Source organism: Devosia geojensis, from assembly GCF_000969415.1.
Lineage (GTDB): Bacteria > Pseudomonadota > Alphaproteobacteria > Rhizobiales > Devosiaceae > Devosia > Devosia geojensis.
The window spans coordinates 1-26,038 of record NZ_JZEX01000011.1 but is presented as its reverse complement, the minus strand read 5'-3'; the positions used below and the strand labels follow the sequence as shown (position 1 = coordinate 26,038).

Annotated in this window: 29 protein-coding genes; 11 read left to right on the top strand and 18 right to left on the bottom strand. The window is 67.4% G+C overall.

The genetic code is table 11. From position 1 onward, the window contains the following. The coding region (gene murJ, locus VE25_RS23800) for a murein biosynthesis integral membrane protein MurJ (protein ID WP_152664457.1) at positions 1–1,588 on the top strand (1,588 nt) is incomplete at its 5' end. Positions 1,589–1,591: 3 nt separating this feature from the next. On the opposite strand, the gene VE25_RS00480 is transcribed toward murJ, so the two are convergent. Both VE25_RS00480 and VE25_RS00475 read right to left on the bottom strand, forming a co-directional pair. Next, complete coding sequence (locus VE25_RS00480; protein WP_046106607.1) at positions 1,592–1,957, bottom strand: type II toxin-antitoxin system VapC family toxin; 366 nt, start codon at positions 1,955–1,957, stop codon at positions 1,592–1,594. Further along, complete coding sequence (locus VE25_RS00475) at positions 1,951–2,163, bottom strand: ribbon-helix-helix protein, CopG family (RefSeq protein ID WP_046106615.1); 213 nt, start codon at positions 2,161–2,163, stop codon at positions 1,951–1,953. The genes VE25_RS00480 and VE25_RS00475 overlap by 7 nt, the downstream gene beginning before the upstream one ends. A gap of 119 nt (positions 2,164–2,282) precedes the next feature. On the opposite strand from VE25_RS00475, the gene trpS reads away from it, so the two are divergent. Both trpS and VE25_RS00465 read left to right on the top strand, forming a co-directional pair. Beyond that, entirely contained in the window at positions 2,283–3,314 is a 1,032-nt protein-coding gene (trpS, locus tag VE25_RS00470; RefSeq protein ID WP_046106606.1) for a tryptophan--tRNA ligase, read from the top strand. A 92-nt stretch (positions 3,315–3,406) separates the two neighbouring features. Next, positions 3,407–3,907, top strand: a complete 501-nt coding sequence (locus tag VE25_RS00465) for a universal stress protein (RefSeq protein WP_046106614.1) — start codon at positions 3,407–3,409, stop codon at positions 3,905–3,907. Between the two features lie 206 nt (positions 3,908–4,113). On the opposite strand, the gene VE25_RS00460 is transcribed toward VE25_RS00465, so the two are convergent. Then, the gene (locus VE25_RS00460) at positions 4,114–4,419 is read right to left on the bottom strand and encodes a DUF3817 domain-containing protein (RefSeq protein ID WP_046106613.1); all 306 of its coding nucleotides are present in this window, start codon (positions 4,417–4,419) and stop codon (positions 4,114–4,116) included. A gap of 164 nt (positions 4,420–4,583) precedes the next feature. On the opposite strand from VE25_RS00460, the gene VE25_RS00455 reads away from it, so the two are divergent. After that, a complete protein-coding gene (locus VE25_RS00455) occupies positions 4,584–5,153 on the top strand; it encodes a NifU family protein (protein WP_046106605.1) in 570 nt (189 codons plus the stop codon). A 46-nt stretch (positions 5,154–5,199) separates the two neighbouring features. Here the strand turns inward: VE25_RS00455 and VE25_RS00450 are convergent, their stop codons facing one another. The 5 genes from VE25_RS00450 to miaB form a co-directional block, all read right to left on the bottom strand. Continuing rightward, on the bottom strand, positions 5,200–6,120 hold the full coding sequence (locus tag VE25_RS00450) for an acetamidase/formamidase family protein (protein ID WP_046106604.1): 921 nt from the start codon (positions 6,118–6,120) through the stop codon (positions 5,200–5,202). A 22-nt stretch (positions 6,121–6,142) separates the two neighbouring features. Continuing rightward, positions 6,143–7,183 carry a hemolysin family protein gene (locus tag VE25_RS00445; protein WP_244466828.1) on the bottom strand — a complete coding sequence of 347 codons (1,041 nt, stop codon included), beginning with the start codon at positions 7,181–7,183 and terminating at the stop codon, positions 6,143–6,145. A 90-nt stretch (positions 7,184–7,273) separates the two neighbouring features. After that, positions 7,274–7,750, bottom strand: a complete 477-nt coding sequence (gene ybeY, locus VE25_RS00440; protein WP_046106603.1) for an rRNA maturation RNase YbeY — start codon at positions 7,748–7,750, stop codon at positions 7,274–7,276. Further along, entirely contained in the window at positions 7,747–8,793 is a 1,047-nt protein-coding gene (locus VE25_RS00435) for a PhoH family protein (RefSeq protein ID WP_052731631.1), read from the bottom strand. Before VE25_RS00435 ends, ybeY begins: the two co-directional genes overlap by 4 nt. A 167-nt stretch (positions 8,794–8,960) precedes the next feature. Continuing rightward, complete coding sequence (gene miaB, locus VE25_RS00430) at positions 8,961–10,331, bottom strand: tRNA (N6-isopentenyl adenosine(37)-C2)-methylthiotransferase MiaB (RefSeq protein ID WP_046106601.1); 1,371 nt, start codon at positions 10,329–10,331, stop codon at positions 8,961–8,963. A 107-nt stretch (positions 10,332–10,438) separates the two neighbouring features. On the opposite strand from miaB, the gene VE25_RS00425 reads away from it, so the two are divergent. Beyond that, positions 10,439–10,651 carry a hypothetical protein gene (locus VE25_RS00425; RefSeq protein WP_046106600.1) on the top strand — a complete coding sequence of 71 codons (213 nt, stop codon included), beginning with the start codon at positions 10,439–10,441 and terminating at the stop codon, positions 10,649–10,651. A 13-nt stretch (positions 10,652–10,664) separates the two neighbouring features. On the opposite strand, the gene VE25_RS00420 is transcribed toward VE25_RS00425, so the two are convergent. The 8 genes from VE25_RS00420 to VE25_RS22580 all read right to left on the bottom strand — a co-directional run bounded on the left by VE25_RS00420 (position 10,665) and on the right by VE25_RS22580 (position 18,089). Further along, positions 10,665–11,276 (bottom strand): ABC-type transport auxiliary lipoprotein family protein, encoded by a 612-nt coding sequence (locus VE25_RS00420; protein WP_046106599.1) that lies wholly within the window; start codon positions 11,274–11,276, stop codon positions 10,665–10,667. A 4-nt stretch (positions 11,277–11,280) separates the two neighbouring features. Next, entirely contained in the window at positions 11,281–12,768 is a 1,488-nt protein-coding gene (locus VE25_RS00415; RefSeq protein WP_046106598.1) for an MlaD family protein, read from the bottom strand. Further along, the gene (locus VE25_RS00410) at positions 12,768–13,568 is read right to left on the bottom strand and encodes an ABC transporter ATP-binding protein (RefSeq protein ID WP_052731630.1); all 801 of its coding nucleotides are present in this window, start codon (positions 13,566–13,568) and stop codon (positions 12,768–12,770) included. Before VE25_RS00410 ends, VE25_RS00415 begins: the two co-directional genes overlap by 1 nt. 2 nt (positions 13,569–13,570) lie before the next feature. Further along, complete coding sequence (locus VE25_RS00405) at positions 13,571–14,728, bottom strand: MlaE family lipid ABC transporter permease subunit (protein ID WP_052731629.1); 1,158 nt, start codon at positions 14,726–14,728, stop codon at positions 13,571–13,573. 183 nt (positions 14,729–14,911) lie between these two features. Then, entirely contained in the window at positions 14,912–15,889 is a 978-nt protein-coding gene (locus VE25_RS00400; RefSeq protein WP_046106597.1) for an aldo/keto reductase, read from the bottom strand. 14 nt (positions 15,890–15,903) lie between these two features. Then, positions 15,904–16,902: an aldo/keto reductase gene (locus tag VE25_RS00395; RefSeq protein WP_046106596.1), complete on the bottom strand. Its 999-nt coding sequence runs from the start codon at positions 16,900–16,902 to the stop codon at positions 15,904–15,906. 10 nt (positions 16,903–16,912) lie between these two features. Beyond that, positions 16,913–17,914 (bottom strand): aldo/keto reductase, encoded by a 1,002-nt coding sequence (locus tag VE25_RS00390; RefSeq protein ID WP_046106595.1) that lies wholly within the window; start codon positions 17,912–17,914, stop codon positions 16,913–16,915. A gap of 22 nt (positions 17,915–17,936) precedes the next feature. Then, positions 17,937–18,089, bottom strand: a complete 153-nt coding sequence (locus VE25_RS22580; RefSeq protein WP_152664455.1) for a YjiS-like domain-containing protein — start codon at positions 18,087–18,089, stop codon at positions 17,937–17,939. Between the two features lie 179 nt (positions 18,090–18,268). Here VE25_RS22580 and VE25_RS00385 point away from each other — a divergent pair, with 179 nt between their 5' ends. The 4 genes from VE25_RS00385 to VE25_RS00370 all read left to right on the top strand — a co-directional run bounded on the left by VE25_RS00385 (position 18,269) and on the right by VE25_RS00370 (position 22,296). Further along, complete coding sequence (locus VE25_RS00385; protein ID WP_046106594.1) at positions 18,269–19,138, top strand: LysR family transcriptional regulator; 870 nt, start codon at positions 18,269–18,271, stop codon at positions 19,136–19,138. 333 nt (positions 19,139–19,471) lie between these two features. Next, positions 19,472–20,641, top strand: coding sequence for an MFS transporter (locus tag VE25_RS00380; protein ID WP_046106593.1), 1,170 nt, complete (start codon positions 19,472–19,474; stop codon positions 20,639–20,641). Position 20,642: 1 nt separating this feature from the next. After that, entirely contained in the window at positions 20,643–21,830 is a 1,188-nt protein-coding gene (locus VE25_RS00375; protein WP_046106592.1) for an MFS transporter, read from the top strand. A gap of 4 nt (positions 21,831–21,834) precedes the next feature. Further along, positions 21,835–22,296, top strand: a complete 462-nt coding sequence (locus VE25_RS00370; protein WP_046106609.1) for an MmcB family DNA repair protein — start codon at positions 21,835–21,837, stop codon at positions 22,294–22,296. A gap of 49 nt (positions 22,297–22,345) precedes the next feature. Here VE25_RS00370 and VE25_RS00365 read toward each other — a convergent pair whose 3' ends face one another. Beyond that, on the bottom strand, positions 22,346–23,077 hold the full coding sequence (locus VE25_RS00365) for a M48 family metallopeptidase (protein ID WP_046106591.1): 732 nt from the start codon (positions 23,075–23,077) through the stop codon (positions 22,346–22,348). Positions 23,078–23,260: 183 nt separating this feature from the next. Further along, positions 23,261–23,716, bottom strand: coding sequence for a DUF2852 domain-containing protein (locus VE25_RS00360; RefSeq protein ID WP_046106590.1), 456 nt, complete (start codon positions 23,714–23,716; stop codon positions 23,261–23,263). A 138-nt stretch (positions 23,717–23,854) separates the two neighbouring features. Between VE25_RS00360 and VE25_RS00355 the strand changes: the two genes are divergently transcribed. Together VE25_RS00355 and VE25_RS00350 are read left to right on the top strand one after the other, a co-directional pair. Further along, positions 23,855–25,165, top strand: coding sequence for an ActS/PrrB/RegB family redox-sensitive histidine kinase (locus tag VE25_RS00355; protein ID WP_046106608.1), 1,311 nt, complete (start codon positions 23,855–23,857; stop codon positions 25,163–25,165). 53 nt (positions 25,166–25,218) lie between these two features. Further along, positions 25,219–25,770, top strand: a complete 552-nt coding sequence (locus tag VE25_RS00350) for an ActR/PrrA/RegA family redox response regulator transcription factor (RefSeq protein ID WP_046106589.1) — start codon at positions 25,219–25,221, stop codon at positions 25,768–25,770. Positions 25,771–26,038: the final 268 nt, after the last annotated feature.

The following is a 26,038-nucleotide window of genomic DNA, read 5'->3' as shown; positions in this document are numbered from 1 at the left end:
GCAGCGTCAGAGGTGTATAAGAGACTGGAGCCTCTACCGCAACTTCCTCTCGGTCGGGGGTCTCACCCTCCTCTCGCGCATCGCCGGGTTCGTGCGCGATGCGCTGATGGCGGCTGTGCTGGGCACGGGGCCGGCGGCCGACGCGTTCGTCGCCGCCTTCCGCTTCCCCAACCTTTTCCGGCGGCTCTTTGCCGAGGGGGCGTTCAACACCGCGTTCGTGCCGATGTTCTCGGGTGCGCTCGAGGAGAGGGGCCGCGAGGAGGCGCGCGCCTTCGCCGCGCGCCTCATGGCCTGGCTCGTGGCGGTGCTCGTCGTCATCACGATCCTGGCGGAAATCTTCATGCCCTGGGTGCTGGTGCCGTTCGTGCCCGGGTTCGTCGGCGACCCGGAAAAATACGAGCTGACGGTGCTCCTCACCCGCATCCTCTTCCCCTATCTCGCCTTCATGTCGCTGATGGCCGCCTATGCGGCGATCCTCAACAGCCTCGGGCGGTTCTTTGCCGCCGCCTTCGCTCCGGTCATCCTCAACATCGCCAATATCGCCGCGCTCGTGCCGCTTTTCCTGCTGGCTGTCGAGGACTTGGCGGCAGCGGCGGTGTGGATGGCGGTCGCCACCATCGTCGGGGGTGTGGCGCAGGTGCTGACGGTCTGGTGGGCGCTGAAGCGCACCGGCATGGTGCCGCGCTTCACGCTTCCGCGTTTCGACCCGGAGGTGCGCCGCTTCTGGATGCTGGCCGTGCCGGCAGTGCTGACCGGCGGCATCACCCAGATCAACATCTTCATCGGCACCATCATCGCCTCGAACTCGGCGAGCGCCATGTCCTACCTCTATTATGCCGACCGGCTCTACCAGCTCCCGCTCGGCATCATCGGTATCGCCATCGGTACGGTGCTCCTGCCCGAGCTCGCCCGGCACCTGGCGGGGGGACGCGAGCGCCAGGCGCGCGACACGCAGGCCCAGTCGCTGCTCGTTTCCATGCTGCTCTCGATGCCGGCCGCGACCGCCCTTGCCGCCCTCTCGGTGCCGATCGTGCGCGTCCTCTTCGAGCGCGGCGAATTCGGCGCCGTCTCGACGCTCGAGACCGCCAACGCCCTCGTCGCCTTCGCCGTCGGCCTGCCGGCCTTCGTCCTCATCCGCGTGCTGCAGCCGGGGTTCTTCGCCCGGCAGGACACGCGCACGCCGACGGTCTTCGCCGCCATATCGGCGGCGATCAATATCGGCCTGTCGCTCGCGCTCTTTCCGGCCTTCCAGCATGTCGGCATCGCCGCGGCGACCTCGGCTTCCGCCTGGGCCAACGCGATCCTCCTCGCCGCCTTCCTCGCCCGGCGCGGGCACTTTTCCCTGACCCGCGCCGAATGGCTGCGCCACGCCGGCATCATCGCCATCAGCCTCGTCATGGCCGCCGCGTTGGCGATCCTCGGGCAGCGGGCGCAGGGGATTTTCGCCGCCGGCGCGCCGCTCCTGCGCCAGGTCGCCGCCCTCGGCGTCCTCGTCGCCTTCGGGCTCATCGTCTATTTCACCCTCGTCCACATCACCCGCGTACAGCCCCTGGGACTGCTGCTGCGGCGCCTGCGGCGGGGTGGGTGAGTCTCAGAGACTGTAGGGGACGCGGATGCCCGGCAGATCGGCGGGAAAATCCTTGCCGTCGCGAGTGACGAGCAGCAGCGAGCGCGTTTCCGCCGTCGCCCAGATCACCGCGTCAGGAAGCTTCACCCGATGCGCGCGGCGCAGCGCCACTGCATGTTCGGCGATTGCATCGTCCAGGGGCACGACCTCGAATCCAGCAAGAAAGGCGCGCGTGCCGGCTTCGACGGCCGGTGTTGCACCGACCAGTACCTCCATCCAGGTGACGATGCTGATCGCCTTGCCCGAATAGCGCTCGAGCTCGTCGCGCGCCTCCGGCACGGCGTTGAGGTAATCGACGAGGACGTTCGTATCGAAGAGCGCCTTCACCACTCCTCGCGCACCTTCTTCTGGTAGTCGAGCCCGTCGACCGTCCCCCTGCCCCAAAGGCCGAACGCATCCGGCGCCTCGCCGGCGCTCTTTTCCAGATAGTCGTCGATGGCTTGCCGGATGACGGCGGCGCGTGATTGCTTCGTCCGCTCGGCCAGCCGGTCGAGCTTGCGAAGTTGCGGTTCCTTGAGATCGATCAGAGTACGCATGGCATGTCCGATATATGATATCGATATCATATATCAACTCTCCCCGCTTGCCGGAAGGCCCTGCGCGATGCTAGGTGCGCGGGACCCGTATGTTTCTCCTGGGCTCCAGCGGAACTCTCATGGCTTTCACCAATCGCATCTTTTCGGGCATCCAGCCCTCGGGCGACCTGCACCTTGGCAACTATCTCGGCGCCATCCGCCGGTTCGTGCCGCTGCAGGACACGCACGAGTGCATCTACTGCGTCGTCGACATGCATGCGATCACCGTCTGGCAGGACCCCGAGGAGCTGCGCCGCGCCACCCGCGAGCTGACGGCCGCGTACCTCGCCGCCGGCATCGATCCCAAGCGCTCGATCATCTTCAACCAGAGCCGGGTGCATCAGCATGCCGAGCTGGCCTGGGTGTTCAACTGCGTGGCGCGCATCGGCTGGATGAACCGGATGACCCAGTTCAAGGACAAGGCCGGCAAGAACTCCGAGAACGTGTCCCTCGGGCTCCTCGCCTATCCCTCGCTGATGGCCGCCGACATCCTCGTCTACAAGGCGACCCACGTGCCGGTCGGCGACGACCAGAAGCAGCACCTGGAGCTGACGCGCGACATCGCCGCCAAGTTCAACAACGACTATGCGGCTTCCATCAGGGCAGAAGGCCTCGAGCCCGAGTTCTTCCCGCTGACGGAACCGCTGATCGCCGGGCCGGCAACCCGCATCATGAGCCTGCGCGACGGTTCCAAGAAAATGAGCAAGTCGGACCCGTCCGACCAGTCGCGCATCTCGCTGCTCGACGATGCCGATGCGATCTCCAAGAAGATCAAGCGGGCAACGACCGATCCCGAGCCGCTGCCTTCCGAGGTCGAGGGCCTCAAGGGCCGCGCCGAGGCGGATAACCTCGTCGGCATCTATGCGGCGCTCGCCGACAGGACGAAGGCAGAGGTTCTGGCCGAATATGGCGGTCAGGGCTGGGGCGTCTTCAAGCCGGCGCTGGCCGATCTCGCCGTCGCCGTCCTTGCCCCGATGGCCGACGAGATGCGCCGGCTCCTCGCCGATCCGGCGACTATCGACGGCATCCTCGCCGAAGGTGCCGAGCGCGCCCGTCCGATCGCGCAGGCGACGATGAAGGACGTGCGCCGCATCGTCGGCTTCATCGGCTAGCGCTTGATGTCGCGTTTTCCGAACCGCAAAAGTGGTGTCCACTTTTGCTGGAAACGCTCCGGCGCTTGTCGCTGGCCGTTCCGGATGGCAGCATGAGCCCTGCAACAGGGGAGGCGTTCGTGGTTTCCCAGACCGAATACAAGCGCAAGTTCCTCGTCGTCGTCGACGAGACCGAGGAATGCGACCGCGCCGTGACCTTCGCGGCTTGGCGCGTGCACCGCACCGGCGGCACGGTGGTGCTGATGAGCGTCATCGAGCCGCCCGAATTCCACGGGCTCGGCGTCGAGGAAGTTCTGCGTGCCGAGGCGATCGAGGCGGCCGAAAGCCTGCTCGACACGCGCCTCAAGCGCATCCGCGACATCGGCGACGTCAAGGTGGAATCGGTCATCCGCGAGGGACGCGGGCCCGAGCAGATCGAGGAGGTGATCTCGCGCGACCGCGATATCGCCATCCTCGTGCTGGCCGCCTCGACCTCCAGCGACGGGCCGGGCCCGCTCGTCACCCACTTTGCCGCGCGCTCCAACGCCATGCCGATCCCGCTCACCATCGTGCCCGGTCACATGAGCGACGAGGAAATCATCGCGATCTGTTGAAGGCGTGCTCGCCCGACGAGTGGCACGTCCTCCCCTTCTCCCCTCGTGGGAGAAGGTGGCGCGAAGCGCCGGATGAGGGGTCAGCGATGCCACCTTATGCACCTGTGTTGGCGGCGACATCGCACCCCCTCACCCTGCGTTTGCGCTGAACGCGCAAATGCTGTCCCACTCCCACAAGGGGAGAGGGGTGGGTGCCACACACTTGCCTACCTGGAAGGGGAGCCGGCTGCCTCGGCCTGCTTGCGCTTCAAAAACGGATCGTTGAGGAAGGTGCCGAACGGGAAAAACGCCGCGATCGTCGTGCGCGCCCAATCCTTGGCGCTGAACGCATAATCGCGCAGGCACACCCACATCGCCCCGATATAGGCGAGGAACGCTATCCCGTGGATCGCGCCGACCGGCGAAGTGAGGAACGGCATGCCCAAGAGATATTTCATCGGCATGGCGACGAGAAAGAGCGCGAGGGTGGTGACGCCTTCGACAAGGGCGACGATGCGGAAGATCTGGATCATGGGACGTTTGTAGCCGGCGCCGGCGGGCGCGTCAGCGCGGCGCTTCGTCGCTTGGAGCTTGCCCATGGACAGGCGGGCGAGCGCGAATTACCTTGCGCGAACGCGCGCGCATCCCTATTTTAGAAGCGTTCTAAAGCCATTTCCCCGACCGCCGAGGACTTTCGATGTTCATCCAGACCGAAGCCACGCCCAACCCGGCGACCCTGAAATTCCTGCCCGGTCGCGACGTGCTGCCCGGCGAACCGCGCGATTTCCGCTCGCCCGAAATGGCGACGGCCTCGCCGCTGGCCGCCTCGCTTTTCGAGGTCAACGGCGTCACGGGCGTGTTCCTCGGCTCCGATTTCATCTCGGTGACCAAGGACGACACCAACTGGGCCCATATCAAGCCGTCGATCCTCGGTGTCATCATGGACCATTTCCTGTCCGGCAAGCCGGTGATCGGCGAGGGCGGCCCGAGCGCGGCCGAACTTGCGGCGCAGACCGAGGAGTTCTTCGAAGAGGAGGACACCGAGACCGTCGAGGTGATCAAGGAGCTGCTCTCGACGCGCGTGCGCCCGGCCGTCGCCATGGACGGCGGCGACATCACCTTCAAGGGCTACAAGGACGGGACCGTCTTCCTCCACATGCAGGGCGCCTGCTCGGGCTGCCCGTCGTCCACCGCGACGCTGAAGAGCGGCATCGAGAACCTGCTGCGCCATTTCGTGCCCGGCGTCGAGCACGTCGAGCAGGTCTGACGCGGCGGCAGCATATGAATTTGAAAGCCCGGGTTTTCCGGGCTTTTTATTTGCCGCGCGGCCGCGGCAACCAGCGCTTCTCGATCTTGCAGATCATCGTATAGGCCGGATCATAGACATTGCCGACCTCGTAGCGCACCACCTGGCCCATCAGGTGGCTCGCGGCCGTGATGCTGAGGCCGTACTCGCCCGTCAGCCAGGAGAGCATCTCGCTCGTCGCATGCTGCAAAGCCTGGTCCAGGGGACGGGCGTTGCCGGCGGTGAAGATCGCGTCCTGCGTCTCGCCGCGCGGCCAGGCCATCGGCCGGGCTTTGTCGATGCTGAGGCGCACCTCCACTTCGAAGCAGGTTTCGACGCCCGTGCCGACGATCTCGCCGTCGCCCTGCACCGCGTGGCAATCGCCAAGGAAGAACAGCGCTCCGGGCACGAAGACCGGGAACCACACGCGGCAACCCGGCCCGAAGCCGCGATAGTCCATGTTGCCGCCGTTCTCGGCGCTGGTCGCGGTCGAAAAGGCTTGGCCCAGCCTGGGGGCAACGCCGAAGCACCCGATCATGGGCGCGAGCGGCAGCACGAGGTCTTCAAGGCCTTCGGGCGGAGCCTCGAGCCGGACCGTGCCCGCCTCCCGGTCGATCAGCCAGTTGGCGCTCGCGCGCGGGGGCAGCCCGCGCACCCGCTCGGGCTCGACCACATTGGCCGCCAGCACCGAGCCGGTATAGCCGGTGTCGCGGATGGGCGTCATGCGCACGATATCGACGCAGAGCGCATCGCCGGGTTCCGCGCCCTCGACGAGGATGGGGCCGTTCATCGGATTGGGGCCGTGCCAGCGCCTGACCCCGTCCTTGTCGGTGCCGCCCGAGTCGAGCGTCTGCGTGATGACGGTGTCCCCGTCCCCGACTGCAAGCACGGGCGGCACGCTGCCGAGGACGTTGTGCCAGACCGTCGGAACCAGCCGGTGAACCGCCATCCCTGCCCCCTCCGCACCGCGCCTACTCGGCCGCCGCGGCTTTCTCGTCGTTGCTGCGCTGGTCGGTGATCGCCAGCACCTCGGCCTGCTCGGGCTTCTTGCGGCGGATGCGGATGCGCTTGATGCGGCGGGTGTCGGAGGCGAGGATCTCGAAGTCGAAGTGGTCGAGGCGGGTCACCACCTCGCCGCGCCCCGGCACGTGGCCGGCAAGGTCGAAGACGAGCCCGCCGAGCGTATCGACATCGTCGGCATATTCGCCCGGATCGAAATCGGGACCCAGAACCGCCGCCACGTCCTCGAGCTCGGTGCGCGCGTCGGCGATATAGGTATCGGGGCCGACCTTGCGGATCAGCGAAACGGCGAGCTCGTCGTGCTCGTCCTCGATCTCGCCGACGACGGTTTCCAGAAGGTCCTCGATCGTCACCAGCCCGTCGGTGCCGCCATATTCGTCGACGACCACGGCCATGTGTACCCGGCTCGCCCGCATCTGCTGCAGCAGGTCTCCGACCGGCATCGAGGTCGGCACGAACATGGCCGTGCGCATGATGCCGAGCTTGTTGAGCTTTTGCCGCAGCGCCGGCGAGGTCAGCTTGACGGGGATGTCCTTGGCGGGATCGGTCACCTTCTCGGTGATGCGCTCGAGCGCATCCTTGACGTGGATGAAGCCGAGAACGTGGTCGAGGCTTTCCTCATAGACGGGCAGGCGCGAGTGGCCCACCTCGCGGAACTTGGCGACCAGTGCGCCGAGCGTTGAATCGATCTCGATCGCCTCGACGTCGGAGCGCTCGACCATGACGTCCTCGACGGTCACCTGCCGCAGTTTCAGGACGTTCTTGAGGATCACCCGCTCGCTTTCGGAGAAGTCGGCGGTCTCACCGGTCGCCTGGGTGTCGAGCGCCACCTCCAGGTCATCGCGCAGCGATGCCGTGCGCATCGCCCATATGGCCTTGATCCGGTGCAGGATCTTCTGCCCCCACGAAGCCGTGGAGGCGGTGCTAGAGGGAGGTTCGGATTGGGTGTCGGACGCGCGCGGCGTCCCGGCTATGTCGTTGTCGGTCATCATGTCGTGCCGCCCATGGGACGGCTATCTGTCCTCATCTGAAAAAGATATGGCCCGATGTTGGGGCCTAAGCACGCAAGGCGCAAGCGGCATTCATTCCGCATAAGGGTCTTCGACCCCGAGCCTCGCTAATATCTGGGTCTCGAGTCCCTCCATTTGAAGGGCCTCGGTCTCGTCTATGTGATCATAACCCAGAATATGCAGGAATCCATGCACGACGAGATGGGTGAAATGATGGTCGAAGGGCTTGCCGAGCTCCTCGGCCTCCCTGGCGACGGTCTCGCGGGCGAGCGTGATGTCGCCGAGCAGCCCCTCGACGCGCCCGAAGGGCTCGATCTGCGGGAACGAGAGGACGTTGGTCGAGGAGTCCTTGCCCCGCCACTCCCGGTTGAGCTCGTGCTGCTCGGCATCGTCGGTGAGGACGATGGAAAGCTCGGCGGGCCCCGCAAGCTTCGCGCCGCTTTGCTCGAGGGCCTGCATGACCGCGCGCTCGGCCAGCGTTTCCAGCCCCTCGGGCCAGGCCTCGTCGTTGCGGATGATGTCGATGTCGAGGGGGAATTCGGCGCTCAGTTGCCAGTCCCCTCGGCCTTCTGCACGGCGGCGAGGCGCGTATCGGCGTCGCCTTCGTAGGCCCGCACGATCCGCCCGACGAGCGCGTGGCGCACCACGTCCTTGTCGGAGAACCGCGCCATGTGGATGCCCTCGATCCCCTCGAGCAGCCGCACCGCCTCGACGAGCCCGGATCTTTCGCCGCGCGGCAGGTCGACCTGGGTCGGGTCGCCCGTGACGATCATCTTGGAGTTCTCGCCCAGCCGGGTGAGGAACATCTTCATCTGCATGGAGGTGGTGTTCTGCGCCTCGTCGAGGATGACGACGGCGTTGGCGAGCGTGCGCCCGCGCATGAAGGCCAGCGGCGCGACCTCGATGATGCCCGAGGCGATGCAGCGCTCGACGTGCTCGGGCTTCATCATGTCGTAGAGCGCGTCGTAGAGCGGGCGCAGGTACGGGTCGACCTTCTCCTTCATGTCGCCGGGCAGGAACCCGAGGCGCTCGCCCGCCTCGACGGCCGGGCGCGAGAGGATGATGCGGTTGATGTCGCCGCGCTCGAGAAGCGAAGCGGCGTGCGCAACGGCCAGATACGTCTTGCCGGTGCCTGCCGGCCCGATGCCGAAGATCAGCTCGGCCCGGTCCATGGCCCGGATATAGGCGTCCTGGGCGGGGGTGCGGGCGACGATCGTCGCCTTGCGGGTCGCGATCTGCGCCATCCGCACCTTTCCCTTGCGCTCCAGCGTCGGCAGGGTCAGCTGGCTGTCCTCGGTCTCGATCATGCGGATGACGCCGTCGACGTCGGAGACCTCGATCGCACGGCCTTCCTCGAGCATCGCATAGAGCGATTCGAGCACGCGCCGCGCCTGGTCCACCGCCGAGGCGGGGCCCTTGAGCATCACGTGATTGCCGCGGGGGGTGGCCGAAACCTTGAGGCGCTGCTCGATGAGCGCCAGGTTCTGGTCGAAATCGCCATAGAGCTGGGCGACCAGACGATTGTCTTCAAAAGCGAGTTCGAGTTGGGATGCGAGTGCGCTGTCGGCGGTCGGTGCCAAATGCCTGCTCAAGCTTGATGCGCTCCATGACGAAAAATCACGGGACGCGGGTTCACGCCACGCGAGTCTCAACAACGCTAATCGGATTTGCGTTGCATGTCTGTAGCAATATTGTGACGCCTCGGGCGACCGGCAAGGATTGTTGCGCCAATCGGGCAAAAGCGCCCTGCCAAGGCCGTTCAGGCCGCGGCGGCCACCTTCAGCCGCCCCGTCAGCGAGTTGGTGCCCGTCCCGACGATCTCCACCTGATGGATGGCGCCGATGAGATCCGCGCCGCCCTCCAGGTGCACGGCCTGCAGGTAGGGCGAGCGCCCGCCGACTTGGCCGGGATTGCGCCCCGGACGCTCGATCAGCACCGGCAGCGTCTTGCCGACGCAGGACTGGTGGAACGCGGCGGCCTGCGCGTTGACCAGCTCCTGCAGGCGATAGAGCCGTTCGGTCTTGACCTCTTCGGCGATCTGGTCGCCCATCTCCGCGCCCGGCGTTCCGGGACGGGTCGAATACTTGAACGAGAAGGCCGAGGCATAGCCGACCTCGCGGATGATCGAGAGCGTCGCCTCGAAGTCCGCGTCGGTTTCGCCGGGAAAGCCGACGATGAAGTCGCCCGAAAGCGCCATGTCCGGCCGCGCCGCCTTGATGCGCGTAATGAGCGCGAGATATTCGGCGCCCGTATGCCGCCGGTTCATCGCCTTGAGGATGCGGTCCGAGCCCGACTGCACCGGCAGGTGCAGGTACGGCATCAGCACGGCCAAGTCGCGGTGGGCGGCGATCAGAGCGTCATCCATGTCGCGGGGATGGCTGGTGGTGTAACGCAGGCGCTCGAGGCCCGGAATATCGGCGAGAAGGAAGGCGAGCTCGCCGAGCCCGACGGAGCGGCCCGTCTCGTCGAGCCCGTGATAGGCGTTGACGTTCTGGCCGAGGAGCGTGATCTCCTTGACCCCGGCCTCGACGAGGCCTCGCGCTTCGGCCAGCACCTGCCTGACCGGACGCGACACCTCGGCGCCGCGCGTATAGGGCACCACGCAGAACGAGCAGAACTTGTCGCACCCTTCCTGGACGGTCAGGAACGCGGTGAGGCCGCGCTTGATGGTGACCTCCTTTTTGGCCGCCGGCAGGTGCTCGAACTTGTCCTCTTGCGGGAAATCGGTGTCGACCACCTGCCCGCGCTCGGACCTGGCGATGAGGTCCGGCAGGCGGTGATAGGCCTGCGGCCCGAAGACGAGGTCGACGACCGGCGAGCGGGCGATGATCTCTTCGCCCTCGGCCTGCGCCACGCACCCGGCAACGCCGATCTTCATGTCGGCGCCGACGGCGCGGCGCGCATCGCGCAATTCCTTCAAACGCCCGAGTTCGGAAAAGACCTTTTCCGAGGCCTTCTCGCGGATATGGCAGGTGTTGAGCAGAACGAGGTCGGCTTCGGCGATGTCGCCCGTCGGCTGGTAGCCGTGCGGGGCCAGCGCGTCCGCCATGCGGTCGCTGTCGTAGACGTTCATCTGGCACCCGTAGGTCTTGATGAACAGCTTCTTGGAATGGGTCGGCATCTCGTTCATGGCCGCTCTCTAGCAGAAATCGGACGACGACTCCAAGCATCCCCCCCTTGCAACTGCCCTGCCCGCTCACGAGTTCTCAAGGAGAGAGATGTGAACGGAGGTCGCCGATGAGCAAGACCGCGAACAAACCCGCAAAAACGAAACCCGGCGAGCGCGCCGCCGCCCTGAAGGACGGCAAGAAGCCCGGGCCCAAGGATTCGCCGGTGCAGGTGCGCAACGCCGGCAAGGAGTCGCTTGCCGACAAATCGCCCGACTGGGACGAGCAGGACGAGGCCGTGGACGAAACCTTCCCGGCGAGCGACGCGACCGCCAAGTACTGAGCGCTTCGCGCCGTCAGGCGTTGGCGGCCGTCCAGGCGATGATCTGGCGCACCACTTCGTTGAGCGCGATGTCGAACGACTGCGCCGCGTTGACGCCGTCGAGCTTGGCGATCGGCACGCTGGCGGTGAAGGTGCGCGTGGCGATCACGCGCCGCTCGACGTCGTCGATGAGCCGGGCGGCGAGCGTCACCACCGCCTGCTGGCCTGCCGCGACGTCGACGTCGAAGGCGCGCACGTCCGTTGCGAGCACCACGTCGACGAGCAACTGGTCGGACGGGCGACCGACATTGGGTACGCCCGCATCCTCGAACGATTGCACCATGCGCGTCTGGATGAGGCTCGGCAGCCGGTCGGACCATTGCGAGTCCGGCAGGTAGCTGAGGACCCCGCCCACATCGCGCACGACCATGCGCTCGCTGTCGTAGGTCTGCACCGCATCGGGCTCGATGACGACCACGGTGCGGTTGCTGCGCCGGCGCACCGAGCCGGCAGCGCGCGCCGCGGTCAGGTCATAGGTGGTGAGCGGGCTCGCCCCGAAGCAACCGGCGAGCAGCAGGCTCATGCCCGCCGCCGCGCTGCCGAGGAAGGCCCTGCGAGGAAGGCCGGTCTTCGTCTTGTCCGTCATAACGCTACCTCTGGAAATCCCGGACCGTCTGCCCGCCGAAGATGAATACCTGCGGGTTGCGCTCGATGTTGGAGATCACCCGGTCGAGCCGCTCGAGCGTGCGCCGCGCCTCGGAGGCGAGGGTCACGTATTCGGCAAGCCCGCGGTTGCTGAAGTTCGAAAGGCCGGCGGTGATGTCGGCGGTGCGCATGTTGAGCTGGTCGGCGAGATCGCGCACGGACCGGGCCGCGTTGGCGACCTCGGTAAAGAGCGTGTCGCCGCCTTCCGTGTCGACCATGGAATCGATGCGCGCGACGATCGTGTCGATGCGCTGCGCCGCCTGTCCCAGCGATTCGGTGAGCGTGCGGGTATTGGTGATGATCTCGTCCACCCCCTCGGCGTTGTCGCCGAGCGCGGCCGAGAACTTGTCGACGTTCTCCATGGCGCGCGCCAGCACCTGCGGGTCGATGGCCTCCGAGGCCTCGTCGATCATGCGCAGCGTCGAGCCGAGACCCTCGGAAACCCCCGAGAGGTTCGAGGCAAGGCTCGTCGCGTCGGTGAAGAACTGGTCGATGTTGTTGCTGTTGCGCGCCAAGGCGTCGGTGAAGGTCACCGTGTCGCGGATGGCCTGCGTCACGTCCTCGGAGGGGATGGCGGCGAGGAGGCTGCGCGTCTCCTGGGTCAGCTCGCGCATTTCGGTGGCGAGCGGACCGATCTGGTCGCTGGTGTCGGAAATGGAGGCAAGGAACCGCTGGACGCCGTCGGCGTTCTGCGCCAGCGCGCCCGAGAAGGTCTCGATATTGGTCAGCGTCGTCGTCAGGCGCGGCTCGTTCTCGGTGACGAACCCCTCGAGGCGGCTGACCGTGGCGTTGGCCGAATCGACCGTGTCGCGGATGCCGCTCATGATGGCCGCGACGTCCGAATCCTCGCCCGCGCCGCCGGCGAAACTGGCAAGCGAGGCGGACAGCGATTCGATGTTGGCCATGGTCGAGGACATGCGCTCCTCGTTGTCGCCGAGGAAGCGGTCGAGGCGCTGGAAGGCCGAATCGGCGCTGGCGACGATGTCGCGCGCGCCCTCCATGATCGCCTGGAAGTCCGAGGGCTCGCCGGTCAGCGTCGGCGCCGCCTGGCCCGGCTGGGTCTCGAGGCGCCCCGCCGCCGTGGTGCCGCCGAGGAGCTGGATGTGCGCCGCCCCGGTCAGCCCCTGGATCTCGAGGAGCGCGCGCGTGTCGGCCATCACCGGCGCGTCGGCGGCGACGTCGATGCGCGCGATCACCCGGTTGGGATCCTCCGGGTCGATGCCGACATGGGTCACCGTGCCGACGCGCAGGCCGTTGAACAGCACGTCCGTGCCGGCAGCGAGCCCCGTGACGGCGCCGGTGAAGACGACGTTGTAGGGTGTGCGCTCGACGGCTCCCTGGTCGTTGGAGAACCAGTAGACGAAGGCGAGGAGCCCGGCGACGACCAGGGTGGCGAAGGCGCCGACCAGAGCGTAGTTGGCCTTGTTTTCCATCAGGTGTGAGCCTTTGTGAGGTGCCGCGCGCGCGGGCCGCCGAAATATTCCTTGAGCCAGGGGTCGTCGGCCCCGAGCATGTCGGAAAGCGTGCCGACCATCAACAGCTTGCCCTTGCCGAGCGCCGCGATGCGGTCGGTGACGGCCGCGAGGCTGTCGAGGTCGTGGGTGACCATGTAGACGGTCAAGCCCAGCGCGTCGCGCAGCGTCAGGATCAATTCATCGAACTTGGACGCGCCGATCGGGTCGAGCCCGGCCGTCGGCTCGTCGAGGAAGAGGATTTCCGGATCGAGCGCCAGGGCGCGCGCGAGCGCGGCGCGCTTGATCATGCCGCCGGACAGCTCCGACGGATAGAGGTTGTGCGATTCGGGGCCGAGGCCGACGAGCTCGATCTTCAGACGCGCGATCTCGCGCCGCAGCTTTGCGGGCAGCGACTGGTGCTCGCGCATCGGGAACTCGACGTTCTCCAGGACCGTCAGCGAGGAGAACAGCGCCCCCTGCTGGAAGAGCACGCCCCATCGCCGCTCGGTCTCCAGCCGCTCGCGCCGCCCGAGGCTCTGGTAGTCGCGCCCAAGGACTTTCACGGTGCCCGAGCGGTGCGGCAGCAGCCCGATGATGGCGCGCAGCGTCACCGACTTGCCCGAGCCGGACGGGCCGATGACCCCCAGCACCTCGCCGCGCTTAACGCTGAGGTCGAGCTCGTCGATGATGACGCGGTCCCCGAACCCGACGACGAGCTTTTCGGTCTCGATGACCGGCGTCTCGTCGGCTGGCGATTTGACGCTGGCGATCTCGTTCATGCTCAAAACCCGATCGCCGCGAAGAACACGGCAAAAAGGCCATCGGCCACGATGACCATGAAGATGGCCTTCACCACCGAGGCGGTGGTGTGGGCGCCGAGCGATTCGGCGCTCCCCTCGACCTTGAAGCCTTCGTTGACGGCGATGAGCCCGATGACGAAGCCCATGACCGGAGCCTTGACCATGCCGACCATCAGCGTCTGCAGGTTGAGCGTGTTCTGCAGCCGGTCGAGGAAGACGTCGAACGGTATGTCGCCATAGTATCGCGCAACGATCGCGGTTCCGATGAGCCCGGCGAGCGATCCGATGAAGGTGAGGAGCGGCAGCCCGAAGACGAGCGCCAGCATGCGCGGCAGCACCAGCGCCTGGTAGGGATCGATCCCCATGACGTTGAGGGCGTCGATCTCCTCGCGCATGCGCATGGAGCCGAGCTCGGCGGTGATCGCCGAACCGGAGCGGCCGGCGATCATGATGGCGGCGAGCAGCAGCCCCACTTCGCGGAACATGAGGATGGCGCCGAGGTCGACCACGTAGATCTGCGCGCCGAAATTGCGCAGCTGCAGGATCGACTGCTGCGTGATGATGGCGCCGACCACCACCGAGATGAGCACGACGATCGGCACGGCGCGTAGGACGATCAGGTCGAACTGGTTGACGAAGGCCGGCGGGCGCAGGCGTCCGCGCATCATCAGGGCCGAGCCGAACGCGGAGAGGATGCGCCCCTGCATGGCCTGGCTGTCGACGAGGTCGGTCCAGGTGCTGACGATGGTGCGCCCGAACGCTTCGAAGGGCGCGAGGTAAAAGGGCGTGCGCCTGGGGTTCGCAGCTGCACGCGGCGGCGTCGCGCCGATCTGGGCGATGAGCCGGGCGTGCGGTTCGCTCGCTCCGGCGAATTCGGCCGGCCGTCCCTCGGCCTCGATGTCGCGCGCCGCCTTGACGAGGAGCCAGGCGCCGACGGTGTCGAGTTCGCGGACGGCGGAAAGATCGAAGCGTGCGCCCCGCCCGGATCGCTCGCGCAGCGCCGCATCGACCCCGGCCGCGAGCCTGCGCGCATTGTCGGCGCGCCAGTCGCCCTCGAGCGCAACGACCAGCGTCTCGCCTTCCACGCGCGCATGCGCCGATGCCTGCGATGGATTTGCCGCTATCCGGGTATCCGCCACGCCCTACGCCGTTCCATGCCGATGCCTCCCAGTGCGGCAGACATAACCCAACTGTTCACAAAACTTAAGTGTCTGTCGGTAAATGGCGAAGAGCCGCCCCACCGAATACCGGCGGGGCGGCGTGCGATCTCGACGAGAGCGTGGGATTATTGCCACAGCGCGCAGGCGTCGGGGCACATCGCCTCAGGCGCGCAGGCCAAGGGCATCGATGGCGGTCAGTTGTTCGGCCGTGAGCGGCCCCGCCGCCTCGGCGGCGAGCGCCTCGCGCAGCTCGGCGGTGTTCTTGACCCCGAGCACCACCGTGTCGACGCCCTCCATCGAGAGCGCGTAGCGATGGGCGATGACGGCCGGTGATTCGCCCCATTTGCGGCAAAGCTCGCGGAAGGGCGCGGCGCGCTCGAAATCGGGCAGGTCCGGATTGTCCGGCTCCATCGGCCGGTCGAACTTTTCGGTGAGCGCTCCGGCCTGCACCGCGCGGATGCCCATGACGCCGACGCCGTTCGCGACGGCCGTCGCGATGATCTCGCGCGAGCGCTGGCTGGGCAGCATGCCGGGGCGCATCAGGCCGCCGGGGCTGTCGAGGAGGTTGGCGACCGCCTGCACCGCCGCGGGCTTGGGCGCCTGCCCGAGCGCCCGGATGATCGCCTCGGGCACGCTGACGCCGGTGATGCCCCAGGCGCCGATGAGGCCCTCCGAAACCAGCCGCTCGAAGGCGGGGATGATCGCCTCGCGGTAGAGCGGCCAAGGGCTGGAGAACGTCCCCCGCTTCTCGTTGCCTTCCGGATAGACGAAGTCGTCGGGGGTGATCTCGTTGTGGAGGAACATGAGATCGACCCGTTCGAGCCGCATGTCCTTGAGGCTCTTTTCGAGCGAGGCGCGCAGCTTGTCGTAGACCTCGCCCGCCGGCGCGCCGACGACGCCGCATTTGGTGGTGATGCGCACCCCCGCCGGCAGCTTGCCGCCGAAAGCTTGGCCGATCAGTTCCTCGCACACCTTGTAGCCGGGCGCGGCGTCGATGAGGTCGATGCCTTCGTCCGTCGCGAGGCGGAGGGTGGCGATCGCTTCCTCGCGCGAGACATCGCCCCACACCTGTCCGATGCCGCCGCCGCCGAGGGTGAGGCGGCTGACGCGGCCGAGGGGTCCGAAAGTGGTGGTCTGCATGGATCGTACTCCTCTCATGCGGCTTCGACGTTGGCGCCGAGAACCGCGTCGATCTCGGCCATGACGGCGGCCGGCAGCGGGCCCTTCTCCAGGGCGCCGAGATTGTCGCGCACCTGCGCCTCGTTCTTGAAGCCGGGAATGGGCAGGGTCGCCGGCGAGCGGGCGAGAATCCAGCCGAGCGCGCCTTGGGCGAGCGTGCGCCCGCCGGTGGTCAGGAGCTCGCGCAGGGCATCGATCTGCGCCAGCACTTCGGGCCTCGGCTTGCCGTTCTCGAAATTGCGCACCCAGACATGGCCTGCCCCGCGCACGTCCGAGGCGGGCAGCTGGCTCTCGCGCGTGAACTTGCCCGAAAGCACGCCCATGGCGAGGGGCGCGCGGTTGAGGCTGGCAAGGTTCTCGGCCTCGCAGAGCTCCAGCATCTGCGGTCCGTCGCGCAGCACGCTCAATTCCTGCTGCACAGCGACGAAGTGCGGGTATTTCAGCATCCGCCGCGCGGCGCGGGCGTCGTCCGTGCTCCAGCCCCAGAAGCGGATGGCCCCGCTTTCGGCCAGCCCCTCCAGCGCCTCGGCCGCCCTGTCGGCGGCATCGTCGTCGAGCTCGCCGGGATGGATCTGGTAGAGGTCGATATGGTCGGTGGCAAGGCGCTCGAGCGAGGCGGCGCAGGCGGCGCGGATATGCTGCGGGCCGACGTCGATGCCGGTGAGCGCGCGCGCCTGCCGGTCGTGAGTGAAGCCGAATTTGGTGGCGATGATCGCATCGCCCCGCCGTCCGGCGAGCGCCCGGCCGATCACCTCCTCGCTGTGGCCGGTGCCGTAGGCGTCGGCGGTGTCGATGAGGTTGGCGCCGAGCTCCAGCGCCAGGTGAATCGAGCGGATCGACTGGTCGTCGTCGACCTCGCCCCAGCCGTCCTGGCGGCCGTCCATGATGAACGGCCCGCCGATGGCCCAACAGCCGAGGCCGACGGGAGCGGCGGAAAACCCGGAGCGTCCGAGCGGGCGTTTGGGTGTGGTCATTGTCTTCTCCTTATGAATGGGTAGACGCCGGCATCAGCACGGCGTCGATCTCGGCCATCACGGCCGCCGGCAGCGGACCCTTCTCGAGCGCGCCGAGATTGTCGCGGACCTGCTCGGGCCGGGTGAAGCCGGGCACCGGCAATGCTGCCGGCGACCTGGCGAGGATCCAGCCGAGCGCGCCCTGCGCCAGCGTGCGCCCGCCGCTGGTCAGGAGCTCGCGCACGGCCTCGAGGCGTTTGGTGAACTCGGGGTTGGCGGCGCCGTCCTTGAAGAACTTCATCCAAGGCTGGTCGCTCGCCCGCACGTCGTCGGCGCCGACCCTTCGGCCGGAGCTGTACTTGCCGGTGAGCAGCCCCATGGCGAGCGGCAGGCGGCTCAAGGAAACGAGTCCGTTGGCCTCGGCGATCGCCATCACCTTCTCGGCGCGGTCGAAGAGGTTGTAATCGTTCTCGACGGCAACGAACCCCGTCCGCCCGACGAAGGCCGATAGGCGCTCGGGATGGTCTGTCGACCAGCCGAAGGCGCCGATCTTGCCCTCGTTGCGCAGGTGCCCGAGCGTGTCGAACACGGCGCCGGCCCTCTCGAGCGGATATTCGTTGATGTGGAGAAGCATCAGGTCGATGCGGTCGCGCTGGAGGCGCTTGCGCGATTGCTCGACGCAGTGGCGGATGCCGGCGGGCGAGGCGTCCTCGGGCGCGATCCGGCGCGTCGCCGGATCGCCATAGTAGCCGCACTTCGATACGATGACCGCATCGTCCTTGCCGGCGAGCACCTGCCCGAGGAGGATTTCGGCGTTGCCCGCCCCATAGGCGGCGGCCGTGTCGAAGACGCGGCAGCCCATCTCGTAGGCAAGCGCGATGGCTTCCTTCGAGCGCTGGTCGTCGACTTCGCCATAGACGGTCGGCGTGGCCGAGCCGTCCCAGATCACGCCGCCGCCGGCCGCCCAGGTGCCGACGCCGATGCGCGGCACCGTGTGGCCGCTCCAGAGCGTCATGGTGGTTTTTGCGGTCATGGGCGCCTCCCTTCCTCGTCGTTCAGCAGCGGGTGCGGCGGCGGACGAACTCGCGGATGGTCCCGCGGCTCGTGCCCATGTCGATCAGGATGTGGTCGTCCATGAGCTCGAGCTTGCGAATGGCAATGCGTTCCTGGCGCCAGGCCTGAAGCCGGCGGGCGAATGTCCCGAACATTTCAAGTCTCCTCGAACTAAAGCCCGAACCGCGCGCTCAAGGGATCGAGCGCTGCTTTTCATCCGTGGCGGTCTGGCTTGACTGCCGGCGGATCGTTCCCGCCGACACTCGCCATACTTGCGGCAAGACCGGGTTTCGATCTACAGACAAGATCGCAATGAGCATTGCAGAAATGAAAAATGGATATCAGCTGGGATGACCTGAGGCTCTTCCTCTCCGTCGCGCGCCTGGGGGGCCTCAGCGCGGCGACGGCGACGACACATCTGAGCGCGGCAACCCTCGGACGCCGCGTTACCGCGCTCGAGAACCAGGTGGGCGAACCGCTCTTTACCCGCTCGCAGACCGGCTACCGCCTGACCCAGGCCGGCGAGGAACTGCTGAAGCGCGCCGAGGACGTCGAGGCGGCGATGCTTTCCCTCACCCGCTGGAAGGAAGGCGCGCTCGGCGAGCGGCTGGTGCGCGTCTCGGCGGGGCCCTGGACCTCCTGGTTCCTGTCGCGCAACATCGGCAAGCTCTGGCAGGCGGGCGAAGGCATCGGCATCGAGCTCGTCACCGCCGCGCAGCGCGTCGATATCGGCCGGCGCAACGCCGATATCGGCATCCGCAACGCCAGGCCCACCGAGCAGTGGCTCGCCGGCCGGCAGATCGGCAAGGTCGCCTACGGGCTCTATTCGGGCCGCCAGCTCATCAACGGCATCGCCGCCGGCCTCTTCGTCGGCGTCGTCGGCGAAAGCGCCGATACGCCCTCGGCCCGCTGGCTCCAGGCCCACCACGGCGACCGCATCGGCGTGCGCGGGAACGACGCGATGAGCGTGCGCGAGCTGGTGGCCTCGGGCGCGGGCCTCAGCGTCTTCCCCTGCTTTGCCGCCGACAGCGACCCGCGGTTGAGCCGCGTCGCCCCGATCATCACCGAGCTGACCAGCGAGCAATGGCTCGTCACCCACCACGAAGGGCGGCATACCCGGGAGGTGCGGATCGTCGCCGACCGCATCGCCGCGCTGATGCGCGAGAGCGCCGCGCTCTTCCGTGGGGATATGCGCATTGCGTGACGGCTGAGGCCGGTGTGTTCTTGAAGGCCCCCTCACCCGGCGCTACGCGCCGACCTCTCCCCCGGAGGGAGAGGTGAAGAGGGCACCTCGCAGCACCGCGCATCCACCTCTCCCTTTGGGGGAGAGGTCGACCCCCATGGGGGTCGGGTGAGGGGGCCTTTTGAATACTTAGCCTGATGAGCCTGTAAGCGGCCTCAAACCACGAGGGCGTGGCACGAAGGACGTCCGGTTAAATCGATTTCATTCCCGTTCCAAATCTATTGCAACGTTCTTTTCGCCGCCTGCGATTTCCTCTAGCCTCGCCCGGCTTGCTTTCTTTGAGTCGATTCAATCATGAAGTTCGGTCTCGACCTGCCGCCCCAGTTCCGGGTCTATGCGGCGTTCTTCATCTATGCCTTCTGCATGGGCAATCTCTTCCCGCGCCTGCCCGACATCCAGCACGGCATGGGGGTGGGCGAGGGGGCGCTGGGGCTGGCGCTCATCGGCTCGGCGGTCGGCACGCTGATTTCGCTCACCTTCGCAACCCCCATCATCGAGAAGATCGGTTATAGGCGCACCATCCTCGTCGCGCTGCCGGTGCTTTCGCTCCTCTACGCCATCGCCGTCACCGCACCAGGGCCGGCGGCGTTCTTTGCCCTGCTGCTGCCGGTGGGGCTCGCCATCGGCGCCATCGAGATCATCGTCAACATCGAGGCCGACCGCACCGAACATGCCCTTGGCCGGCGCATCATGAACCGGGCGCACGCCTTCTGGAGCTTCGGGTTCTTCTTTGCCGGGCTCGTGGGCGCCGCCATCGCCCAACTGGGGATTTCCCCGCAGGTGCATCTTTTTGCCATGGTGCCGGTGGTGGTGGTCGCGACCATCCTGCTGCTCGGCAAGTTCCATCCGGCCGCGCACCGCACCGGCGGCAACACCGACAAGGCGCCGCTCCTGGCACGGCCGAGCCTTGCCATCCTCACCCTCGTCGCCGTCACCCTTTCGGCCATGATCCTCGAAGGGGCGGGCGGCGACTGGTCGGCCATCTACATGCGCGACGTCTTTGCCGTGGAGCCGTTCCTTGCCGGCTTCGCCGTGGCGCTCGGCGCCGGCACGCAGGCGGTGACGCGGTTCTTTGCCGACGGGTTCGTCGAGCGCTACAGCCCCGTTGCCGTCGCGCGCACGCTTCTGACCATCCTCGGGATCGGTGCGCTCTGCGTTTTCTTTGCGGTGAGCGCGCCGATGGCGCTCCTGGGTTTTGCCCTCATGGGCGTCGGCACCAGCGCCATCTTTCCCTTGGCGATGTCGGCGGCCGCCCAGCGTACCGACCGGCCGGCGGCGATCAATGTCGCTGCGCTTGCCCAGATTTCGTTCGTCGCGTTCCTGCTCGGCCCGCCGCTGTTGGGGCTTATCGCCGAAACCTTCGGCATCCGCTGGTCGTTCGGCGTCGGGCTGCCGCTGGTGGCCCTGAGCCTCATTGCCGCGGGCGCGCTCGGGCGCAAGCCCATCTCTCACGAGGTTGACTGAAATGATCGGCCCGCATCACCGCATCTATGCCTGCTTCTTCCTCTTCGCCCTTTCGCTCGGCGCGCTGCTGTCGCGCCTGCCCGACCTGCAGACGAGCCTCGGCCTCGGCGAGAGCCAGCTGGGGCTGACCCTCATCGGCATGTCGATCGGTTCGCTGATCTCGCTGACGCTCTCGAGCCCGCTGATCGCCCGCCTGGGCGCGCGCGTCACTGCGTTCCTGACGGTCTTCGGCACGGCGGCGATCTATGCGCTGATCCCCTGGCTCGGCAGCGCCGAGGCGGTGTTCGCGGCCCTGTTCTTTGCCGGCCTCCTCGCCGGCGCGCTCGAGATCAACCTCAACGTCGAGGCCGACCGCACCGAAGCCCAGCTCGGCAAGCGGATCATGAACCGCGCCCACGGCTTCTGGAGCCTCGGCTTCTTCATCACGGCCCTCGTCGGCGCGAGCGTGCGCCAGCTCGGCATCTCCATCCAGCTGCACACCGGGCTGATGCTGGCGGTGGTCATCGCCATCGGGCTCGTCATGATCTTTGGCATGCGCAACGCCCCGGCCCGCGCGGGCGAGCACGGGGGCGAGGCCGGTCATTTCGCCTTCCCCAATCTCGGGCTCCTGCCGCTCTGCCTCATCGGCATCGCCGCCTTCCTCGTCGAGGGCGCCGGCATCGACTGGTCGGCGATCTACATGCGCGACGTATTCGAGGTCGAGCCGTTCATCGGCGGCATGGGGCTGACGCTCTTTGCCTTCTTCATGGCCGCGGCGCGCCTGCTCATCGATCCCGTCGTCGAGCGCTTCGGGCCGCGCACCGTCGCCGTCACCCTCCTCGGGCTCGCCGCCATCGGCATCGTCGCGGTCGGCCTCTCGCCTCATCCGGCCCTGGCGCTCGCCGGCTTCTCGCTGATGGGCATCGGCTGCTCGGCGGTCTATCCGCTCGCCGTCTCGGCCGCCGCCCAGCGCACCGACCGGCCGGCGGCGGTCAACGTGGCGGCATTGGGCCAGGTGACGTTCATCGTCTTCTTCCTTGCCCCGCCGCTCCTCGGCTTCGTTGCGGAATATCTGGGAATCCGCAATTCTTACCTCGTCTGCCTGCCGGTGGTGGCGCTGGGCCTTCTCGCGACGCGCGCGCTCGGAACGAAGAAGCAGCCCGAGCCGCCCGCCGGCACGGCGCCGGAGCCCGCAACCCCGCTTGGATAGCCTCGTGAGCGAACTGCCGCCGATCGTTGACCTCAGGCAATCGCAGACCGCTCTCAAGGTCCAGCGCGGCGTGATGCGGCTCCTGCGGCAGACCTACGACATGTGCTGCTTTGCCGAGGTGCCGCTGGCCAACGGCCGGCGCGCCGACGTGCTGGGGGTGGGCCCCAAGGGCGAGATCTGGATCGTCGAGATCAAGTCGAGCCTCGTCGACTTCCAGGTCGACCGCAAATGGCCCAACTACAAGGATTTCTGCGACCGCTTCTTCTTCGCCAAGCCGCCCGAGCTCGATCCGGACATCTTTCCGGCCGAGGAGGGCCTGATCGTCGCCGACGGCCACGACGGGGCGGTGCTGCGCCACGCCCCCGAAACCCCTCTCGCCCCGGCCCGGCGCAAGGCCCTGATGCTGAAGCTCGTGCGCCTGGGGGCGGACCGGATCCATACCCTGATGGATCCGGGGCCGAAGTAGATTTGCACCCTCCCTTCTCCCACAAGGGGAGAAGGGAGGGCGGCACATCTCAGGCCCCCAGCGTCATCAGCTCGCGCCCATGGGCCTTGAGCCACGCCTTGCCGCGCTCCATGTCCGGCAGCGTGCGCTTGACGCACGCCCAGAAGGCCGGGGAGTGGTTCATCTCGACGAGGTGCGCCACTTCGTGGGCGGCGACATAGTCGAGCACGTGTCCGGGCGCGCCGATGAGGCGCCAGTTGTAGTTGAGGTTGCCGGTCGAGGAGCACGAGCCCCAGCGGGTCGATTGGCTCCGCAGCTTCACCGAGCGCACGGTGACGTCGAGCCGGCCGGCGTGATGGTGCGTCTGCCGGGTGAGGTCGGCGAGCGCTTGCGTCTTCAGCCAGTCGGTGACGCGGCGCTTCAAATGCATGGGCTCGCCCGGCACCAGGAGGATCGGCTCGCCATTGTCCTCGTCCGGTTCCACATGCCCGCGCACCCGGCCCGTCGGCACGATCCGGTGCGGGACGCCGCGTACCGGCACCAGCGCGCCCTCGGCGAGCGCGATCGGCCGGGCGGCGCGCGAGATGCGCGCGGCAAGCCAGTTGCGATGCCGCTCGAGAAACGCTTCCGCCTCCTTCCAGCGCCCGTTGGGCGGGAGCGTCAGCACCGGCTCGCCGGTATGGGGGATGGAAAGGCGGTAGTTGCGCGCCCGCGCATGGGTGCGCACGGCGATGCGCAACGGCCGTCCGTCGACTTCGATCACGGTTTCGGTCGGAATGGTGCGGGCAAACAGCAGTGCCATGGTGGCCGTATCAAGCCGCGATTCGTTCGGACTGCAAACGAAAAACGGCGCCCAAGAAAAATGGCGCCCATGAGGGCGCCAGTTTCAGGAAACCCCGGTCAGGGAGAGCCGGGAAGGGAGCGTTTTCAGGAAAAGTGGGAACCGCTTTTCCGGTTCGAAAACGCGATTGGTGGAACGTAGGGGTCAGGAATTCTGACCCCAATTGCTGCCGCCATTGTTCGGGTCCTCGCCATAGTAACCCTGGCGGTTGCCGCGGCGGTCGCCCATGAACCGGTCGAATTCCTCGCGGTCCTTGGCCTTGCGCAGGTTGTCCATGTATTCATGGAACGCCTCGATCTCTTCATCGAGCCGGCGGCGCTCTTCCTCGAGGCGCTTCAGCTGCTCCTCGCGGTATTCATCGAACGCGGCATTGCCGCTCGAGCGCACGGACCCGTGCCGATGATGGTGCTTGCCCGATGTGCACCAGGACTTGCCCTGGTTCCAGTAGGCCTGCGCCTTCTCGGCCGAGCCGCCGAACTTCTCGCCCCAGAGGATGTAGGCGAGCATCGCCAGTCCCAGGGGCCAGAAGACGATGAAGCCCAGGACCATCAGGCCGATGGTGATGGGCGACCATTGTGGTTTGATGATTGCTGTGCTCATGGTGTCTTATCTCCCGGTCACGAACGAACCTGATTTGGGCGGCCCGCGCATAGGATCAAGCATGTGCCTGTCGATTTTTACTCTTGAAATGATCCCTTCCAATGCCCATACGGCCCGCAATTGCAGGCCGGCGGACCGATGAGCGCCATCGCTGCCGGCCCCAACGGCGCCTCCGAGGTCTGGCGTCCGCTGCGTCTCGAGACGCTGGTGCGCATCCGCTGGATCGCCATCGTCGGCCAGCTGGTGGGCGTGCTGTTCGTCGCCTTCGGCCTGGGCTTTCCGCTGCCGCTCCTGCCGTGCCTCGGGCTCATCGCCCTTTCGGCGCTGGCCAATGTGTGGCTGCCGGCCCGGTTCGGCGCGGCCAACCGCCCCTCGCCGCGCTTTGCCGCCATCCAGATCGCCTATGACTGCGTGCAGCTCGGCGGGCTTCTGGCGCTGACCGGCGGCCTGCAGAACCCCTTCGCGTTGCTGCTGCTGGCCCCGGTCGCCGTCTCGGCGACATCGCTTCCCCGCCGCGCCACCTTCCTCATCGCCGCGCTCGCCATCCTCATCGCCTCGGTGATCTCGGTCTGGCACCTGCCGCTGCCCTGGGATCCGGCCGAGCGCATCGTCTTCAACCGCGTCTACGTCATCGGCATCTGGGTGGCGATCATCTGCGGGGTGGTGTTCATATCGGCCTATACCATGCGCGTCTCGCGCGACGCCCGGCAGATCGCCAACGCGCTGGCCGCGACCGAGCTCGCGCTCTCGCGCCGCGAGCAGCTCTCGGCGCTCGACGGGCTGGCCGCCGCCGCCGCCCACGAGCTCGGCACGCCCCTTTCCACCATCGCGCTCGCCGCCAAGGAGATGCGGGCCGAGGCGGAGCCGGGCACGCCGCTCGCCGAGGACGTGGAGCTGATCATCGCGCAGGCCGCCCGCTGCCGGGCGATCCTCGCCAAGCTGCGCAACCTCGGTTCCGACGGCGGCGACCCGTTCGCGCAGGTGCCGCTGACCGACCTCCTCGCCGAGGTCGCGCGCCCGCACGAGGGGCGCGGCAAAGCGATCCTCTTCTACCACGAGAACGCCGCCGGCCCGCCGCCGGTGTTCCGGCGCAATGTCGGCCTGCTCTACGGGCTCGGCAACCTCATCGAGAACGCCGCCGAGTTCGCCCGCGAGACGGTCAACATCGAGACCGCCTGGGATGGCGAGGAGGTGGCTGTGACCATCACCGACGACGGCCCCGGCTTTCCGGTGGAGCTGATCGCGCGGCTCGGCGAGCCCTACCTCACCACCCGCGTGCGCGAGGCGCAGATCGCCGGCACGCAGCCTTCGGGCGGGCTCGGGCTGGGCATCTTCATCGCCAAGACCCTGCTCGAGCGGACCGGTGCCAGGCTCTCCTTCACCAACATCGCCGCGAACGGCCATGCGCAGGTGCGCATCGTGTGGCCGCGCGCCGCGCTGACAAGCTGAGAAATGGGCAGTAAGACTTAACTTTAGGCGCAAGAACCATTATTTGAGTGGGCATGAGTACAGTCGATGATCTTCTAGCAACCGATCCGAGCCTCCTGCTCGTCGACGACGACGCGGCGTTCCTCGGTCGACTTGAACGGGCGATGGCCCGGCGCGGGTTCGACGTGCGCACCGCCGCGAGCGTCGCCGAGGGCCTGGCGGCCGTCGCCGAAAAGCCCCCCGCCTACGCGGTGGTGGACCTGCGGCTCGAGGACGGCAACGGGCTCGACGTGGTCTCGGCCCTGCACCAGAAGCGCCCGGACGCCCGGGCCGTGGTGCTGACCGGCTACGGCAACATCGCCACCGCCGTAACCGCGGTAAAGCTCGGCGCCACCGATTATCTCTCGAAGCCCGCCGACGCCGACGACGTCATCAACGCGCTCTTGACGACCGGCGAGGACAAGCCCGAGCCGCCCGAGAACCCGATGTCGGCCGACCGGGTGCGCTGGGAGCACATCCAGCGCGTCTATGAGCTGTGCGACCGCAACGTCTCGGAAACCGCCCGCCGCCTCAACATGCACCGGCGCACCCTGCAGCGCATCCTCGCCAAGCGCGCGCCGCGTTAGCGCATTTGCTTACGAGTGCCGCAGCTCCTGCACCGCCACGTCCACCCCTCCAATGTCACCCCGGCGCATGCCGGGGCCCATCCTGAGATGGTTCGCCAGCCGCAAGGTGTGTGGATGGGGCAGGGAGTACGCAGCCGCTCCCGCCGTGCTGAGGATAGCGTCAGGGCTGGATCCCGGCCTGCGCCGGGATGACAGCCGGTGGGGTAGGGCACCATGCTGCCACAGGCACAATGCGTGCCCCTCCCCCCTTGAGGGGAGGGGATAGGGG